The sequence below is a fragment of the Paenibacillus thiaminolyticus genome (assembly GCF_007066085.1).
GTDB classification, from domain to species: domain Bacteria; phylum Bacillota; class Bacilli; order Paenibacillales; family Paenibacillaceae; genus Paenibacillus_B; species Paenibacillus_B thiaminolyticus.
Window position 1 is genome coordinate 4,933,519 of record NZ_CP041405.1, and the last position, 16,955, is coordinate 4,950,473.

Here is a 16,955-nt window from a genome sequence, read left to right on the forward strand (position 1 = left end):
TTATCGCCAACCAAGACCTACCTAATATAACCATTCATCTATGCGTCAACATCATGCATACCCAAGAACCTGCTTCAGCAGGGGCATCCAGAGAAGCCAACCGCATATCAACGTTGTTCTCATCATGTGAAAACAGACCATTTCAATTTGGGAGGGATCTCGCATATGGTTCAACCGATTCAACGCGCCGCCGTCATCGGCTCCGGCGTCATGGGAGCGGCCATCGCCGCCCACTTGGCAGGCGCGGGCATTCACTGTCTCTTGCTTGACCTCGTGCCAGCCCAGCTCACCGAAGCAGAGGCGAAGAAGGGGCTCACGCTCGAGCATCCCGCTGTACGCAACCGTCTGGCCGTTGACGCCATCGCACGCTTGAAGAAGACGAAGCCGGCGCCGCTGTACAGCGAGGCATTCGCAGCACGGATTACGCCGGGCAATCTGGAGGACGATCTGTCGAAGCTGTCCAGCGTCGATTGGATTATCGAGGTTGTAGTCGAACGGCTCGATGTCAAGCGCGAACTGCTCGGACGCATCGAAAAAGTATGGAAGCCAGGCACCATCGTGTCGTCGAACACCTCAGGCATATCCATCAATGACATGGTTGCTTCCTGCGGCGCGGAATTCAAGCGGCATTTTTTAGGCACTCATTTCTTCAATCCGCCACGTTATATGAAGCTGCTTGAGATTATTCCGGGAGAGACGACCGATCCGGAGATCGTGTCCTACATGCACGGGTTCTGCGAGCGCCGGCTGGGCAAAGGTGTCGTAGTGGCCAAAGACACGCCGAACTTCATTGCGAACCGCATCGGCACCTACGGCTTACTCGTGACGCTGCGCAACATGCTGGAAGTCGGATACACCGTGGAGGAAGTCGACGCCGTCACCGGGCCGGCCTTGGGGCGGCCGAAGAGCGCCACCTTCCGCACGCTCGATCTGGTCGGGCTTGATACGTTCGTGCATGTGGCTGCCAATGTGCATGGACAGACGGCGGCGACGGCGGAGAAGGATGTGTTCAGCGCTCCTGATGTGCTGGGCAGCATGGTGGACCGGGGCTGGATTGGCGAGAAGCAGGGCCAGGGCTTCTATAAGAAAGTGAAGACGGATTCCGGAACGCAGATCCAGGCGCTCCGCTTCGACACGATGGAATACGAGCCGGTGCGCAAAGTATCTTCCGCTTCGCTCGAAGCGGCCAAGTCCGTCAAGGGAGCCGGCAACAAAATCAAAGCCCTGCTCGGCACGAAGGATCGTTATTCCGAGCTTGGGTGGAATACGCTCAAGCCGGTGCTGCTCTATGCGGCGCACAAGCTGGGCGAAATCGCCGATTCGATCGCCGACATCGACAACGCGATGAAGTGGGGCTTCAACTGGGAGCTCGGCCCGTTCGAGGTATGGGACGCGATTGGCTTGGCAGCGGCTGCCGAACGGATGGAGGCCGAGGGCGACGTGCTGCCGGACTGGGTCCGCGCCTGGATAGACGCGGGGCATACCAGCTTCTATGAGCAGCGGAACGACCAAAGATTTTACGCCCATGGCGGGGCGTGGAGCGAGCTGGAGACGCCGGCGGAGCATATTTCGCTGCAGCGGCTCAAGCAGCAGAACAAGGTCGTGCTGTCCAACACGGGCGCGAGCCTGATCGATATCGGCGACGGGGTCGCATGCCTGGAATTCCATTCGCCGAACAACGCTATCGGGGCGGATATCCTGACGATGATTCAGCAGAGCGTGGAGGAAGTGCGCCGCAATTACCGCGGGCTCGTCATCGCGAACGAAGGGCGCCACTTCTGCGTCGGCGCGAATGTGATGCTGCTTCTGATGGAGGCCCAGGAAGAGGAATGGGATGAGATTGATCTCATCATCCGCCAGTTCCAGAATACGATGCTGACGCTGAAAAGACTGGAAAAACCGGTCGTGGCGGCACCGCATCAGATGACGCTCGGCGGAGGCGTGGAGGCGTGCCTGCCGGCCGACAAAATCATTTTCTCGGCGGAGACGTACTTCGGTCTGGTCGAGACGGGGGTCGGCCTCATTCCGGCGGGCGGAGGCTGCAAGGAGATGGCGCTGCGATCCAGCCGGATGGCGGGCAGCACGGACGCGGACCTGCAGTCGTTCGTGAACAGCTATTTCGAGACGATCGCGATGGCGAAGGTCTCGACAAGCGGCCATGATACGAAGCGGCTCGGGTATATGGGACCGCAAGATTCGGTCATTATCAATCAAGACCGCCGCGTCTACGAGGCGAAGATGGCGGTGCTGGAAATGGATCGCGTCGGATATGAGCCGCAGGAAGAGGAGCGCATCCGCGTCGTCGGCGAACCGGGCAAGGCGGTGATGCAGCTTGGCGCCTATACGATGCAGCTTGGCAACTACATCTCGGATCATGATCGGCTGATTGCCAACAAGCTGGCCCATGTGCTGGCGGGGGGCAACGTGCCGGCGAACAGCCTGGTCAGCGAGCAGTATATGCTCGATCTGGAGCGCGAAGCCTTCCTGAGCCTGTGCGGCGAGCCGAAGACGCAGGCGCGGATGCAGCATATGCTCGCCAAGGGCAAGCCGCTGCGCAATTAATGTCCTTCTACACTATGAAATGAGGGGAGATCGCAATGAAAGAGGCAGTCATTGTATCGATGGCGCGCACGCCGGTCGGCAGAGCCAAGAAGGGGAGCCTCGCGCAGACGCGCGCCGAGGACCTGGGCCGCATCGTATTGGAAGAGGCTGTCCGGCGCGCGCCGGGCTTGAATAAGTCGGACGTCGAGGACGTCATCCTCGGCTGCGCCATGCCGGAAGGCGAGCAAGGATTGAATATGGCGCGCATCATCTCGCTGTATGCCGGTTATCCGGATACGGTGCCGGCTGTGACGATTAACCGGTTCTGCGCCTCGGGCCTGCAGTCGATCGCGTTCGCGGCGGAACGAATAATGGCAGGGGGCGCGGAGACGATCATCGCCGGCGGCGTGGAAAGCATGAGCGCGGTGCCGATGACCGGGTTCAAGCTGGCCCCGCACCCGAAGATGGTGTCTGATATGCCGGAGGTCTACATGGGCATGGGATATACGGCGGAAAATGTGGCGAAGCGGTTCGGCATCAGCCGCGAAGAGCAGGATCGCTTCGCGGCGGACAGCCACCGCAAGGCGGCGGCCGCTATCGCCGCAGGGAAATTCCGCGACGAGATCGTGCCTGTAGCCACCGTGCAGAAAGGGGCTGGCAGCGACGGGCGTCCGTGGGAGAAGGAGATCTCCTTCGACATGGACGAATGCGTCCGCCCGGATACGACGGAGGAGGTGCTCGCCAAGCTGAGGCCGGCATTCGCTCTCGGAGGCAGCGTCACGGCGGGCAACAGCTCGCCGATGAACGACGGGGCGGCGGCCTGCGTGCTGATGAGCGCGGAGCGGGCCCAGGAGCTCGGGCTGAAGCCTCTCGCGGCGTTCCGCAGCTTCGCGCTGGCCGGCGTGGCGCCCGACATTATGGGCGTCGGGCCTGTCGAAGCGATTCCGAAGGCGCTGCGCAAAGCCGGCATTACGCTGGATCAGGTTGATCTGATCGAGCTGAATGAAGCGTTCGCCTCGCAATGCTTGCAGATTATCCGCCAACTGGAGCTGGATGAGAGCAAGGTCAACGTGAACGGCGGCGCGATTGCGCTCGGCCATCCGCTCGGCTGCACGGGCTCGAAGCTGACGGCGACGCTGGTCCATGAGCTGCGCCGCCGGGGCGGCGGTTATGGCGTCGTCTCGATGTGTATCGGCGGCGGGATGGGGGCCGCTGGCGTGTTTGAAGTCTTTGCCTAAATCCCGGAAGAGGTTGTTCAAAAAGGCCGCTTCGAGTTCCTGCAACCTTCTCGGTGCTGAAAACCGGCCTTTTTGAACTCACATTAAAATGAGAAAGGAAGATAACGATGACTGTGTTGGATCAGAAAATCAAAGGCGGGAGCTTTGTCATTGATGATATCGCGCCGGATGCAATCGTTACGCCGGAAGATTTCACCGAAGAGCAGCGCATGATGATGGATACCACTCGCGATTATGTGGAAGGAGAGGTGCTGCCGAACGACGAAGCGATCGAGAAGCTGGACTATGATCTGACGGTGAAGCTGATGCGCAAGGCCGGCGAGCTCGGCTTGCTCGGCGCCGACATCCCGGAAGAATACGGCGGCCTGGGGCTCGACAAGGTCAGCTCCACGCTGATCGGCGAGACGCTGACGAAGGCATCGGCCTTCGCGCTCTCCATCGGCGCGCATGTCGGCATCGGCACGCTGCCGATCGTGTTCTTCGGCACGCCGGAGCAGAAGAGTAAATATTTGCCTGATCTCGCGACAGGGGCCAAAATCGCCGCTTACTGCCTGACCGAACCGTCATCCGGCTCGGATGCGCTGAGCGCCAAGACGACGGCGAAGCTGTCGGAGGACGGCAGCCACTATGTGCTCAATGGCTCCAAAATCTTCATCACGAACGCAGGCTTCGCCGACATCTTCATCGTGTATGCGAAGGTGGATGGCAAGGACTTCACCGCCTTCATCGTGGAAAAAGGCATGGAGGGCTTTACGCTCGGACCGGAAGAGAAGAAGATGGGGATCAAAGGCTCTTCCACCTGCCCGCTCTTTTTCGAGGACGTCAAGGTTCCGGTGGAGAATGTGCTCGGCGAGATCGGCCGCGGCCACATCATCGCGTTCAATATTTTGAACATCGGCCGCTTCAAGCTGGGAGCGGGTTGTCTCGGCGCATCGAAGGAAGCGATCGAGCTGAGCGTGAAATACGCGAGCGAGCGCAAGCAGTTCGGCAAGGCGCTCACGACCTTCCCGCTTATCGGCAATAAGCTGGCGGATATGAACATTGCCACCTATGTGACGGAATCGATGGTATACCGCACGTCCGGCTTGGTGGATTCTGCACTCAAGGATATCGATTATATGCAGCCGGATTCGGGCCAACTGATGGCCAAAGCGATTGCCGAGTACGCGCTGGAATGCTCGATTAACAAAGTGTTCGCGTCCGAGGCGCTTGATTTCGTCGCGGATGAAGGCGTGCAAATTCACGGCGGCTACGGCTTCACGCAAGAATATAAAATCGAACGCATTTACCGCGACTCGCGCATCAACCGCATTTTTGAAGGCACGAACGAGATCAATCGCCTGCTTATTCCGGGCATGCTGCTCAAAAAGGCGGCCAAAGGCGAGCTTCCGCTTATGCAAAAGGCGCAGGCGCTGCAAGCCGAGCTGATGTCGATCGTCGCTATGCCGGATTCGGGCGAAGCGATGGCCCTGGAAGGACATCTGGTCTCGATGTCGAAAAAGGTATTTCTCATGGCCGGTGGTCTGGCAGCGCAAAAATACGGCACGTCGCTTGAGCAGCAGCAGGAAATCTTAAGCAACCTCGCCGATCTGATGATCCTCGTCTATGCGATGGAGAGCGCCCTGCTGCGCACGCGCAAGCTGATCGCGAAGAGCGGCGAGGAGAAGGCGAAGCTCGCCATGCAGATGACGTCCGTCTATGTGCATGAGACGCTTGCCGATATCGAGCGCATCGCCAAGAGTACGCTGGCGGCGATGGAATCCGGCGACATGCTGCGGACGCAGCTGTCGATTCTGAAAAAACTGACGAAAAGTTCACCGATCGACGCCATCAGCATCAAGCGTGAAATCGCGGCACGTGTCATTCAAGCGGAAAAATACGCGGTCTCGTAATACGCGGGCATTCCCCCGCGAGGAAGGGATGGTTAGGTATGCCATTGGAGAAGCCATGGCTCCGTCATTACCCGCAGGAAATTGACCCGACGTATCAGTACCCGCGACATAACGTCGCTCAATTTTTAATCGATGCGGCGCGGGATTATCCCGATCGTCCCGCGCTCGAATTCATGGGTAAGCAGCTGCGGTATGAACGGCTGCTGGAGGAGAGCTGCCGCTTCGCCAATGCGCTTGCGCGCCTTGGCGTCGGCCGCGGGGAGCGGGTGGCGATAATGCTGCCCAACTGCCCGCAGACCGTCATCGCCTATTACGGCACGCTGATGGCCGGCTGCATTGCCGTGCTCACCAATCCGCTCTACAAGGAGCGCGAGGTGGAGCTGCAGCTGGCCGATTCCGGCGCCGCGGCGATCGTGACGCTTGACGCCCTGTATCCGCGGGTGCGCGCCGTAATGGCGCGTACCCAGCTGCGTCATGTCATCGTGACGTCCATCAAGGATTACTTGCCGTTTCCGAAAAATATGCTCTACCCGATCAAAGCGAAACGGAGCGGCCATGCGGTCGAGGTGGAGTACGGCGAACAGGTCCATGCCTTCGCTTCCCTGCTGAAAAGCGTTCCGCCCTGGTTCAACTGTGTCGAGGTCGACCCGGAGCAAGACCTGGCACTGCTGCAGTATACTGGAGGAACCACGAGCACACCCAAGGGCGTGATGCTGACTCACGGCAACTTGGTTGCCAATACGATACAATCGGGCGCCTGGTTCTATAAGGTGAAGCGGGGGGAAGAGATTTTTTTGGGAGCGCTTCCTTTTTTCCATGTGTTCGGCATGACCGTATTGATGAATCTATGCACGCTCTGCCGGGGAATGAACGTGCTCGTGCCGAAGTTCGAGCCTGCCGAGGTGCTGCGCATCATCCATCGGCTGCGACCGACGGTGTTCCCGGGAGCGCCGACGATGTACATTGGGCTCATCAATCATCCCGATCTGTACAAATATGATCTGTCTTCCATCCGTACGTGCATCAGCGGCGCCTCTTCGCTGCCGCTTGACGTGCAGGAGAGATTCGAGGAGCTGACGGGCTGCGTGCTCATCGAAGGCTACGGCTTGACCGAAGCTTCGCCGATTACGCATGCGAATCTGTTGTGGGGCAAGCGCAAGCACGGCTCCATCGGCATTCCGTTCCCAGATACGGAGGCGAGGATCGTGGACGCGGAATCGGGAGAAGAGGTGGCCGAGGGCGAGGTCGGAGAGCTTGTTGTCCGCGGCCCGCAAGTGATGAAGGGATATTGGAACAGGCCGGAAGAGACGATGAAGGCGCTTCGGGACGGCTGGCTGTTCACCGGCGACTTGGGGCGGCAGGACGAGGACGGTTTTTTCTCGATTGTCGATCGGAAAAAAGATCTGATCATTGCTGGCGGCTTCAACATTTATCCGCGCGAGGTGGAAGAGGTCCTATTCGAGCATCCGAACGTGCAGGAAGCGGTCGTGGTCGGCATGCCCGACGCGTACCGCGGGGAGACGGTCAAGGCTTATATCGTGCCGCGCGCCGGAAGCACGCCGACGGCTGAAGAGCTCAATGTCTGGTGCCGCGAGCGCCTCGCTTCCTTCAAGGTGCCGCGCCAATACGAATTCCGCAGTGAGCTGCCGAAGACGATTGCCGGCAAGGTGCTGCGCCGCAAGCTGCTTGAGGAAGAAGAGCTGCTGCTGAAACGGTAAATGCCGGCCGGCCGCCGCAGCGGCAATGAACGAAGGAACGGCGGAGGTGAGAAAAAATGAAGCGACAATCGGCAACCCCCGCGTCCATTGGCGGCGTGCCGCTTGAACAGCTGTTCGAGCAAGTACGGGGCACCTTCTGGGAATATCTCGGGTGCGAGGTGGTCACGGCCGAGCCCGGCAAGGTCGTCCTGAAGCTGGATGCCGGGCGGCATCATATGAATGCCATCAACATCGTGCATGGCGGCGTGGTATCCTCCCTGCTAGACAACGCCATGGGCTTGGCCACGATGCTGGCTCGTCCCGGGGAGAATACGGTGACTTCGAACTTGAACGTTCACTTCGTTGCCCCCCTGCATGCGGGCGAGCTTCGTGTCACGGCGGACATTGTGCATGAGACGCGCCGGTCGATTACATGCACCGGGCAAGTATTCGGCGCTGACGGCAAGCTTGGTTCTCTCGCGACGGCGACGTTCCGCGTCATTTGACGCCAACGGCGGCCGGCAACGATGATGTGGAGAACGCCCCTGCACAGGTTATGTGTCAGGGGCGTTGTTGTGATCCGGCTAAGCTGCGATTGCGTGCGTATGCGGTGCTGTGCGGTTCAAACGGGCGGCGGATCGCAGCACAGATCTGGCAGATTTCGCAGTTCTCGAGTTTTCGCAATTCTATCAGAATGTATTTCTTTGCGAAGCCCTTTTATGTATGATGGGGTCAACCGGAATATTCTGGTTGGCCTTTTTCGCGTTAAGACCAATACATAGTGTACCGGAGGTGTCCATGACGGAATCGATCAGCTTTGCCGCAACTGGCGACAGTCTTATCTCCCGGCGGCTGCCCGCGAATGACCTAGCTTATCGGGAAGTGGCGTCGATTATCCAGCAAGCGGATGTGCGGTTCACGAATCTGGAGACGACCGTCCGCCGAATGGAAGGGTTTCCGTCCGCGGTGAGCGGAGGCTCCTGGGCGATGGCTTCTCCTGAGATGCTGGGCGATCTGCTGAAGTATGGCTTTAATCTGGTAGCCTGGGCGAACAATCATACGCTTGATTACTCGTACGGGGGATTGGAAGCAACCGAGAAATATTTAGATCAACACGAACTGGTTCATGCAGGAGCCGGAAAAGATTTGGCGAGCGCAAGCGAGCCGCGTTATTTGGAGACGGCCTCCGGCCGGGTTGCGCTCATTGCAGCAACGGCGAGCTTCGATCCGACATGGATGGCGGGGGAGCAGCGTCCGGATATGAGCGGAAGGCCGGGTGTCAATGGGCTGAGACATCATGTCATGTATACGCTTCATCGTTCGAGGCTGGAGCAATTGAAATGCATCGCAGAAGCCTCGCATATCAATGATCCTTATACTCTTATGGTACAGAAAGGTTATATGAAGGAGCATCCGGAAGGAATGGTTCCATTTGGGGCGTATCTGTTTAGAGAAGGGGAGCATGAAGGAGAGACTTGCCAGCTGCATAAGGCGGACTTGGACAGGATCGTCCGCTCCATTCGCGAGGCGAGAAGACAGGCGGATTACGTTATCGTGAGTATCCATGCTCATCAGCCGCAAGGCCAGAGCTTCGATCGCCCGGCCGGGTTCGTAGTCGAATTCGCCAGATTATGCATTGACGAAGGGGCTCATGCGGTCATTGGCCATGGTCCTCATATCATCAGGGGCATCGAGGTGTACAAGGATCGCCCGATCTTCTATAGCTTGGGCAATTTCATTTTTCAGAATGATTCGTTCCTGCGCCAGCCTGCAGATTTCTATCAAAAATATGGCTTAGGGCATCAGCATCGCCCAGCGGACGCCTATGATGCGCGAAGTCCGCAGGGTACAACCGGCCTTGCGGCCGATGCGGAAGTCTGGCAATCCGTCATTCCTTATTGGAAGATGAGGAACGGCAAGCTAACGGAATTGACTCTCTTTCCGCTTGAGCTTGGCGGCGGGCGGCCAAGGTACCGGAGAGGCTGGCCCCAATTGGCGGCTTCCTGTGAGGTATTGACCAGGATGGCCGCCTTGTCGGAACCGTGTGGCGTAACGATTCAGATAGAAGATGGCGTAGGCAAAGTATTATGGTAGGTTTGCTTGGCAGGATGGGACTGCTCCGGCTTGGTAGGATGAAACTGATCTGGCTTGGCAGGATGGGAATGATCTAGCTTGGCAGGATGGAACTGATCGACCTTGTCCGTCGGCATGGCATACGCTAGCGTGGAGGATGGAACGGGATGGAGCAATCGGGACACTTCGGAGAATCGGGATTGGGCTTGCGCGTCCGCGGAACGCGGTTCATTGACGATGCTGGACGGCAGGTACTGCTGCATGGCGTCAACATGGTGTGCAAGGAGGAGAGCCGCCACTGGGTAGGCGGCTGGAGCGATGAAGACTTTGCCCGGCTTCGCCGTTGGGGGCTCAATGTCATCCGCCTCGGCATGAATTGGAATGCGCTGGAACCGGAGCCTGGCGTGTACGACGACGAATATGTCGAGGGGCAGCGGCGCTTGATCCGGCTGGCGCATCAGCATCAGATCCGGGTCTTCCTCGATATGCATCAGGATCTGTACAGCACGCTGTTCGGCAACGGCGCTCCTGCCTGGGCGACCTTCACCGATGGGGAGCTTTATGAGCCGGGACAGGTATGGAGCGATGCGTATTTATTCAACAAAGCGGTCCAGAAGGCGTTCGATCATTTCTGGCGCAATACGCCGGCTTCCGACGGAATCGGGATTCAGGATCATTTTGCCCAGGCGTGGGGGCATCTGGCGCGGAAGCTGCATACGGAGCCGAATGTTATCGGCTACGATCTCATTAATGAGCCGTTCATCGGCAGCGGGGCGGAGCAGGCGATGGCCTGGATCTTGGCCAAATATGCGGAGCTGTATGCCGCGCGGTACGGGGAGACCGATCCGGAGGAGATGCTCGCGGCCTGGATGGAGCCGGAACGGAAGCAGGCGGCGCTCCGCCTGCTGGAAGACGTGGAGCTGTTCCGGCAGGTGGTCGATGCCCCAAGTCCGGTGCTGCAAGCCTTCGAGGCAACGGCGCTCTCCGCGCTGTACCGGAAGGCCGCGGCGGCGATTCGGGAGACGGATGCGCACGGCCTGCTGTTCCTGGAGACGAATTATTTCTCCAACCTGGGTACCCGCAGCATGATAGAGCCGGTGATCGGTCTGGCCGGCATTCGCGACGAGCAGCAGGTCTATGCGCCGCACGCCTATGATCTGGTCACCGATACGGAGCTGGCTCATACGGCGAACGATGCGCGCTTGGAGCTGATCCTGACCCGCCATGAAGAGACGCGGCAGCGGCTGGAGATGCCGCTGCTTGTCGGCGAATGGGGGGCATTCTATGGCTCGCCCGACACGGGGCATGTGTCGCTTCACATCCAGCGCCTGCTGGAGAAGCTGCTCTGCAGCGATACGTATTGGGACTACACGCCGGATATGGATCGCAGTCCGTCCTTCCTCGGCGTGCGGCGCGGCTATCCGATGGCGGTTGCCGGCGCGCTGAAGCAGTACCGCTTTGAGCATGCTCTCGGTTCCTTCAGCATGCGTTGGGAGGAAGCGGGCGAGAGCAAGGCGGCGACGATCATATATTTGCCGGCTATTCGCCATGTTGCGTCCGGGACCGTGACGCTGGAGCCGGAGGGCGAAGGCTATACGATCCAGCCCATCGAAGGCTCGCCTGCCGGATATATGATCATCCCGCCGGTTCGGCAGGGGAACCGCAGTTTGATCATAGCGGGCAAGCAGCCGGAAGGATGATTTTGACAATGAAAGCGGACGTGTGATAGGATACTTGATATATTTACCATCATCATGATTTTTAGAAGGAGTTATTTTTCAATGACACTATCGATTCAACTCTAACGCATTGCTTCCGCAGTACGGGCCCGGGCTCCTCCTGCTATCCGGCAAGATATTCTGGATAGATGGTTAACACATTTGAGGAGGAGATAAGTATGAGTAAACCGGAAATGAACGTTGCCTTGGTATGCGGCCCGGACAGCGATATGGACACGCAGGCGATCCGTGCGGCATTTGAATATTTCGGAGCACGGGTATTTACGTATTGGATTGGAAGACCGAGTGATTTCAATGCGGTGCTGTCGGGAGAGGATCTGTACCCCGGCATGGACCTGATTATCCTCAACTTCCATGGCGATGAGGGACAATTCTGCATGCCGGAATTGGGAGAGGATGTCTATGAGGAGGACGAGCCGCGCGGGGATTACGGCCCGGAGGAGATTCGGCGGTATGCGAAGCTGGATCATCACATCGTCATCAGCAACGGGTGCTCCCTGGGTGAGCCGGCATTGGCGCAAGCCTTCCTGGACGCGGGATGCAAGATGTATATCGGACCGGATGACTACCCGGAAGGCACCTCGGCGCTTATGTTCGTTCTGCGTCTCGGCTACGAGATGATTCAGAACAAGAAGAGCGTGCGTGAGGCCGCCGAGGCGGCCCGCGCGATGGATGAGGAGAACCTTTCGATGTACCGGCTCTACACGGCTTAATGGATCCAATAGGTGAGAAGAAGAGTCTTGGCGGTATCCGCCAAGGCTCTTTTTAATGGACAGGGGCCGGGATTCTGCCTGATTTCTGCCTGATCCTCTCGTAGCCCATGTTTCAGATCATGACATGCAGCTCATGGCGGAATCCTGCATAAGTACAGCGATTTTTTGCTTTAAAGTGAATATTAGGGAGTATTCCTGCAAATCTTCATCATTTTCCCCGAAAAGTCCTCCTTCCAAGCCCTAGTAGGCGAAATTGCTGCATTATTGCAGGCTGTTGAGAAAGTCCGAGGGATTTTGTGGCACTTCATTTTTTGTGGTGGATCTCGTCTCTCAGTAGAAAAAAATCGATTTAAAACGCTATGGGTGCCAAGTTTTGAGTAGGAAAATGGACAATCTCCACCCCTTCGTAAAAAACAGGGGTTTCCAACGGCCTGAAAACTGCAGCATTTCCCTAGACACGTCTGTCCGGTAGGCGAAAACCGCAAAACTGCACGATTTCTCCAGACACGCCTATTCGGTAAGCGAAATCCTGTGAAAATACAGCAATTCGGTATGGGCGACTTTACCAAAAAGGGAATCCTGCAAAACTGCAGGAATTTCGCCCGTTTCGCTTTGACTTGAAGCAAAAGGGCCTAAAATGTTGTAGATTTGCAGCAATTCCTCGGGATGTGGACTCTTTGAGCCGAAATTCCTGTAAAATAGCAGCAATTCCCTCCACACGTTCAAGCCCCAGGAGGCAACGATGCCTCCAGAAGGCAACAATGCTTCCAGAAGGCAATTATGCCCCCTGAAGGCGATGATGCCCTCAGGATCCGATGCGGTCTCTTGGATCCCGTAAAATCAGGCCGTTGAGAAGCCTATGGGACTTTTCGCCGCTTCATTTTTTATAAAGTAGAGTTCGTCTCTCAGTAGAAAAAAATTTTGAGTGCCAAGTTTTGATTGTGTACATGGACATCTCCACCCCTTCGTAAAAAACAGGGGTTTCCAACGGCCTGATTATTGGAGGCTTCATTTTGGGGAGAAGCGGCTTCCCCGGAAAAACTGTATTATTGCAGTTTTCGACGGGCGAACCAGCAGTATACAGACTGTCAGGCTGTATACGCATCCCGCATTATCCGATCGAGAAGAACGCAAGCAAGATGCGTACGAGCAAGAGGAACGCAAGCAAGATGCGTGCGAGCAAGAAGGAGCGCAAGCAAGATGCGTGCGAGCAAGAAGGAGCGCAAGCAAGATGCGTGCGAGCAAGAGGAACGAAAGCAAGATGCACACCAGCAAAATATATGTAAGTAATAGAGCTATTCAAGCAAGAGGAACGTAATAAAGAGGCACTCAAGAGTCCAGCATCAAAGTCGGTTACCGAAGCGGTCCTGCGTGGCTGTTGATTTCGGTCCCAGACTGGCCGGTCGGGAAGAACACGAAAAAACAGAAAAAACAGGGCGGCACTTGAGCTTCACTCCCCCGGCCGCTGCCGCTTCGGTCTTGGTCTTGCCGGAGGGGAGCAGGTTCAAGTGCAAGCATCTGACCGGACGGGAAGCAAGCTGGCTGCCAGCTTCTTTCCGTCCGATCCGGGAGTGGAGAAAATTTCGTCTTTAAATCGGCAAACGGGAGATTTGTTCTCATGCATCGAGTATGATGTGATCAAGTATGGCGGAACGAGTCAAAGGGGATGAGGATATGAAAATTGCCCGTATCGACGTGTTTCCTCTACGCCTGCCGATGAGCCAATCGTTCAAACGATACCCAATGGGGCCGTCGGGGAAGCCAGCCTCGGGGCGCCTCATGTCTATGTGCGAATTACGGCGGACAATGGCGTCTTCGGCTAGGGGGAGGCAAGACCGAGCCCCTGCTGGAGCTGCGAAACTTTGCAAGCGGTTACAAACGCGAGCGAGTACTATCTCCGACCGGCGCTGATCGGCCTGAAGGCCAAGGACTGGAAGACGATGTACCGGGTGATGAACCGGGACATCCAGCCGGGGCTGGGCAGCGGCCAGCCGATTGCGAAGGCGGCCATCGATATGGCGCTGCATGAATCCGACCGGCGCCGCCGGGCAGCGCAGTACTTGGGCATTGCCTATCCGGCCGAACGGCGGTCCGATGTTCCTAAGCGATGATCCGGTCAAGACCGGCCCCGTTATCAAGGAGGGCGAGGTTCAATTGCCGATGCCGCCGGGCATCGGATGCGTTCTTTCGCTGAAGAAGCTCGATCACATCTTGCCGATAACGATTAGCAGCTCTTTTTTCATCTAAAAAGGAAGAGATATCCGTCATTTTTTCGTTATTGGGAAGCGAAATCCATTATTTTGGTACACAAGATACTTGGTGCGATCCGGTGTACTGCAACATTGGAGAAGGTGAGGGCTTTAAAATTAATGCGCTGGCAAGCGAAGGAATACAATTCCGTAATTCGGCTTGTTCACTGAATCGAATGGACTCTATGATGACGCAGGTATGGCTGAGAGCGCGCCAGCTGTCCGGGCCTGGCGCCTTGAGGAGGGACCCGGATAAGCGGTATGACGAAGGAAAGAGGTGACTGCGATGAGGCGTTCCCAAGTGGCCGGGATCAATCAATCATCCATTCTCCGCATATCAAGCATCTATCCGTCTCTGACGAAGTCCGAGAAAAAGGTGGCGGACATCGTACTGAAAGATCCGGAGACGGCCGTATTTTACACAATAACCGATCTGTCCAGGCATGCGGGGGTCGGAGATACATCCGTCATCCGGTTCTGCCGGAAGCTCGGGTATACGGGCTATCAGGAATTCAAGCTGTCGCTCGCGCAGAACTTGGGGACGGTGGAAGAGCAGATACGGGGCGCTCTGGAGCCAGGGGATGATCTGGAGAAGATCGTCAAGAAGCTGAATGCGCTGAATCAACAGCGGATACAAAATACGACGGCGCTCATGGACGGCGCGAGTCTGCAAAAGGCGATCGAGTGGATCGGCGGTGCGGCGAAGCTGTACTTCTTCGGCGTCGGGTCCTCGGGCATTACCGCGATGGACGCCAAATATAAATTTATGCGGCTAGGCTTTCAGGTGGTGGCGGAAGCGGATGCGCATTTCATCGCCATGAATGCGGCCCTTGCCAATGAAGGCGACGTCGTGATCGCCATCTCTACTTCGGGCAGCACGAAGGAGCTTGTCGATTCGGTCGCGATTGCCAAGCAGAAGGGTGCGCGCATCATTTGCCTGACGAGTCACGCTCTCTCGCCGGTGACGCGCTATGCCGATGCCGTGCTGCTGACGTTGGCGAAAGAGGGGCCATTGCAGGGCGGCTCCTTCTCCAGCAAGCTGGCGCAAATCCATGTGCTTGATCTTTTATCGACGGCGCTCGCGCTGCTGGACAAGGAGCGGAGCTATCAGTACCTGGAGATGAAGGCCAAGTCGGGGCTCGGCAAGCTGTATTAGTCGGCTCGGGGCCGGGGCGGGCTTGTTCGCATGCGGTGCCTCTTGCACAATGGACCTATGTACAACATCGGAGGTGACGTGCTCACCTCTGGCTGCCGTTCATGTTAAAGGTATGCTCAACGGGAACTACATTATAATCGGACGGAGGCGCATCAAGATGTGGATGGATAAGAAGGAAGTAACGTGGGGCTCGCCCGAAATACGCATCGGCATAATCGGACCGGAAGCGATGATGGGGCTGATGGAGCATTGTCTCAAAGGCTTCCCGTCCTTCGAACCGGTCATGCGAAGCTACCGCCAGGAGGAAGAGGCGCCGGATCTGGCGCATGAGCTGGCGGAGAAGGTGGATGTGCTATTGTTCACCGGGCCGGTCTCTTATCAACTAGCCAAAAATCAATATCAATTCGACATTCCCTGCCTGTTCGTTCCGCTTACGGGATCAGGCCTGTATGCCGTCTTGTTCCGGCTGGAGCGCAAGCTGGATGCAGCGGCCATCACGGTCGATACGCTGAACCGGCAGATGCTCGTGTCCACCTTCCGTGAGTTGGGCCATATGTGGACCGCTTACGAAGGGGAGGCGCTCCCGGCCTGGCCGGAGCTGGTCGAATTCCACCGGGGGCATTACGAGGCCGGCCGTTCGTGCTGCGCCATCACGGCGATCCGCAGCGTCTCGTTGCAGCTGGCCCGGGAGGGAATTCCGTGCGAGTGGATCGTGCCGACGGAGCAGGATATTATCGTGACGCTGGAGCGCGCGCTCCTGTCGACGGAATGGCGAAGGCATAAGGAAGTGCAGGTCGTCGTCGGCCTTATACAGACCGATGGGATGGAGAATCTGGCGGAGCGGCAGCTATCGGAGCATGAGATTCAGCGGCTGGAGCAGGATGTCTATCATCTGATTCTCAACTTCGTGAAGCATCTGGACGGGCATTTCACGCAGCAGTCTTCCGGAGAATATTCCTTCGTAACCACGAGGGGCGTGTTCGAGCGTGAGACCGGCGGCTATAAGCGGATTCCGCTGGCGCGAAATGTCCATAAGATGAATGGGATTCATCTTAGCATCGGCATCGGCTTCGGACGTTCGGCGGCCGAGGCGGGCGTGCATGCGCGGCGTTCGCTTCAGCTGGCCTGCGACGGGGGCGGCGGCATGTGCTTCATCATCCGCGAGGATGAGAGCGTCATCGGTCCGCTGGAGATCCATGAGCCGCATGAGCTTGATCTGTCTCTGGTCGATGCCGCATTGGTGAAGCAGGCGGAGACGGCGGGACTGACCTCGATTTACCTTAGCCGCCTGATCGCTCATATGACCCGCTTCGGCAAGGTTGATTACTACGCCCAGGAGCTGGCGACGGTGCTGGGCGTCACGGTCCGCAGCGTTCACCGCTTCCTGCTGGCGCTGATGGATGCGGGACTGGTCGATATTGTCGGAGAAGAAAAGGGCGCTTCCCGGGGGCGGCCGCGTCAGAAATACCGCATCAGCTTTTTGAGCCGGTTGATTCGTTAATGGTTGGAGATCGGAAGAGAAGGGGAGAAGGGGCGGATTGACGGTATTGGGGCAAGTTGGCATATGCGGCAGAACAGCGGGGAGAAGGCGCTGCGTCACACCTCCGCTTCATAAAGGCAAGGATGACGCGACATCATTACGATTCCTTATCTGACA

At 57.5% G+C, this 16,955-nt stretch carries 13 protein-coding genes; all 13 read left to right on the plus strand.

Annotated features, from left to right (window positions below; all coding sequences use genetic code 11):
• Nucleotides 1-165: 165 nt before the first annotated feature.
• The 13 genes from FLT43_RS21895 (at nt 166) to FLT43_RS21945 (ending at nt 16,799) form a co-directional block, all read left to right on the plus strand.
• Nucleotides 166-2,562, plus strand: coding sequence for a 3-hydroxyacyl-CoA dehydrogenase/enoyl-CoA hydratase family protein (locus FLT43_RS21895; protein ID WP_087443211.1), 2,397 nt, complete (start codon nt 166-168; stop codon nt 2,560-2,562).
• Between the two features lie 35 nt (nt 2,563-2,597).
• Nucleotides 2,598-3,779 carry an acetyl-CoA C-acyltransferase gene (locus FLT43_RS21900; RefSeq protein ID WP_087443212.1) on the plus strand — a complete coding sequence of 394 codons (1,182 nt, stop codon included), beginning with the start codon at nt 2,598-2,600 and terminating at the stop codon, nt 3,777-3,779.
• Between the two features lie 107 nt (nt 3,780-3,886).
• Nucleotides 3,887-5,671 (plus strand): acyl-CoA dehydrogenase family protein, encoded by a 1,785-nt coding sequence (locus FLT43_RS21905; RefSeq protein WP_087443213.1) that lies wholly within the window; start codon nt 3,887-3,889, stop codon nt 5,669-5,671.
• Nucleotides 5,672-5,709: 38 nt separating this feature from the next.
• On the plus strand, nt 5,710-7,389 hold the full coding sequence (locus tag FLT43_RS21910; RefSeq protein ID WP_087443214.1) for a long-chain-fatty-acid--CoA ligase: 1,680 nt from the start codon (nt 5,710-5,712) through the stop codon (nt 7,387-7,389).
• A gap of 56 nt (nt 7,390-7,445) precedes the next feature.
• Nucleotides 7,446-7,874, plus strand: coding sequence for a PaaI family thioesterase (locus tag FLT43_RS21915; RefSeq protein WP_087443215.1), 429 nt, complete (start codon nt 7,446-7,448; stop codon nt 7,872-7,874).
• A gap of 292 nt (nt 7,875-8,166) precedes the next feature.
• A complete protein-coding gene (locus FLT43_RS21920; protein WP_087443216.1) occupies nt 8,167-9,462 on the plus strand; it encodes a CapA family protein in 1,296 nt (431 codons plus the stop codon).
• A gap of 146 nt (nt 9,463-9,608) precedes the next feature.
• A complete protein-coding gene (locus tag FLT43_RS21925; RefSeq protein ID WP_087443217.1) occupies nt 9,609-11,141 on the plus strand; it encodes a cellulase family glycosylhydrolase in 1,533 nt (510 codons plus the stop codon).
• A 197-nt stretch (nt 11,142-11,338) separates the two neighbouring features.
• Complete coding sequence (locus FLT43_RS21930; protein WP_087443218.1) at nt 11,339-11,893, plus strand: delta-aminolevulinic acid dehydratase; 555 nt, start codon at nt 11,339-11,341, stop codon at nt 11,891-11,893.
• 1,508 nt (nt 11,894-13,401) lie between these two features.
• The gene (locus tag FLT43_RS29445) at nt 13,402-13,563 is read left to right on the plus strand and encodes a hypothetical protein (protein ID WP_164776686.1); all 162 of its coding nucleotides are present in this window, start codon (nt 13,402-13,404) and stop codon (nt 13,561-13,563) included.
• Nucleotides 13,564-13,755: 192 nt separating this feature from the next.
• Nucleotides 13,756-14,004, plus strand: coding sequence for a hypothetical protein (locus FLT43_RS21935; RefSeq protein WP_087443219.1), 249 nt, complete (start codon nt 13,756-13,758; stop codon nt 14,002-14,004).
• On the plus strand, nt 13,988-14,140 hold the full coding sequence (locus FLT43_RS29450; RefSeq protein WP_164776685.1) for a hypothetical protein: 153 nt from the start codon (nt 13,988-13,990) through the stop codon (nt 14,138-14,140). Before FLT43_RS21935 ends, FLT43_RS29450 begins: the two co-directional genes overlap by 17 nt.
• 288 nt (nt 14,141-14,428) lie before the next feature.
• Nucleotides 14,429-15,298, plus strand: a complete 870-nt coding sequence (locus tag FLT43_RS21940) for a MurR/RpiR family transcriptional regulator (RefSeq protein ID WP_087443220.1) — start codon at nt 14,429-14,431, stop codon at nt 15,296-15,298.
• A gap of 157 nt (nt 15,299-15,455) precedes the next feature.
• Nucleotides 15,456-16,799 (plus strand): helix-turn-helix domain-containing protein, encoded by a 1,344-nt coding sequence (locus FLT43_RS21945; RefSeq protein WP_244194241.1) that lies wholly within the window; start codon nt 15,456-15,458, stop codon nt 16,797-16,799.
• The last annotated feature ends 156 nt before the right edge of the window (nt 16,800-16,955 follow it).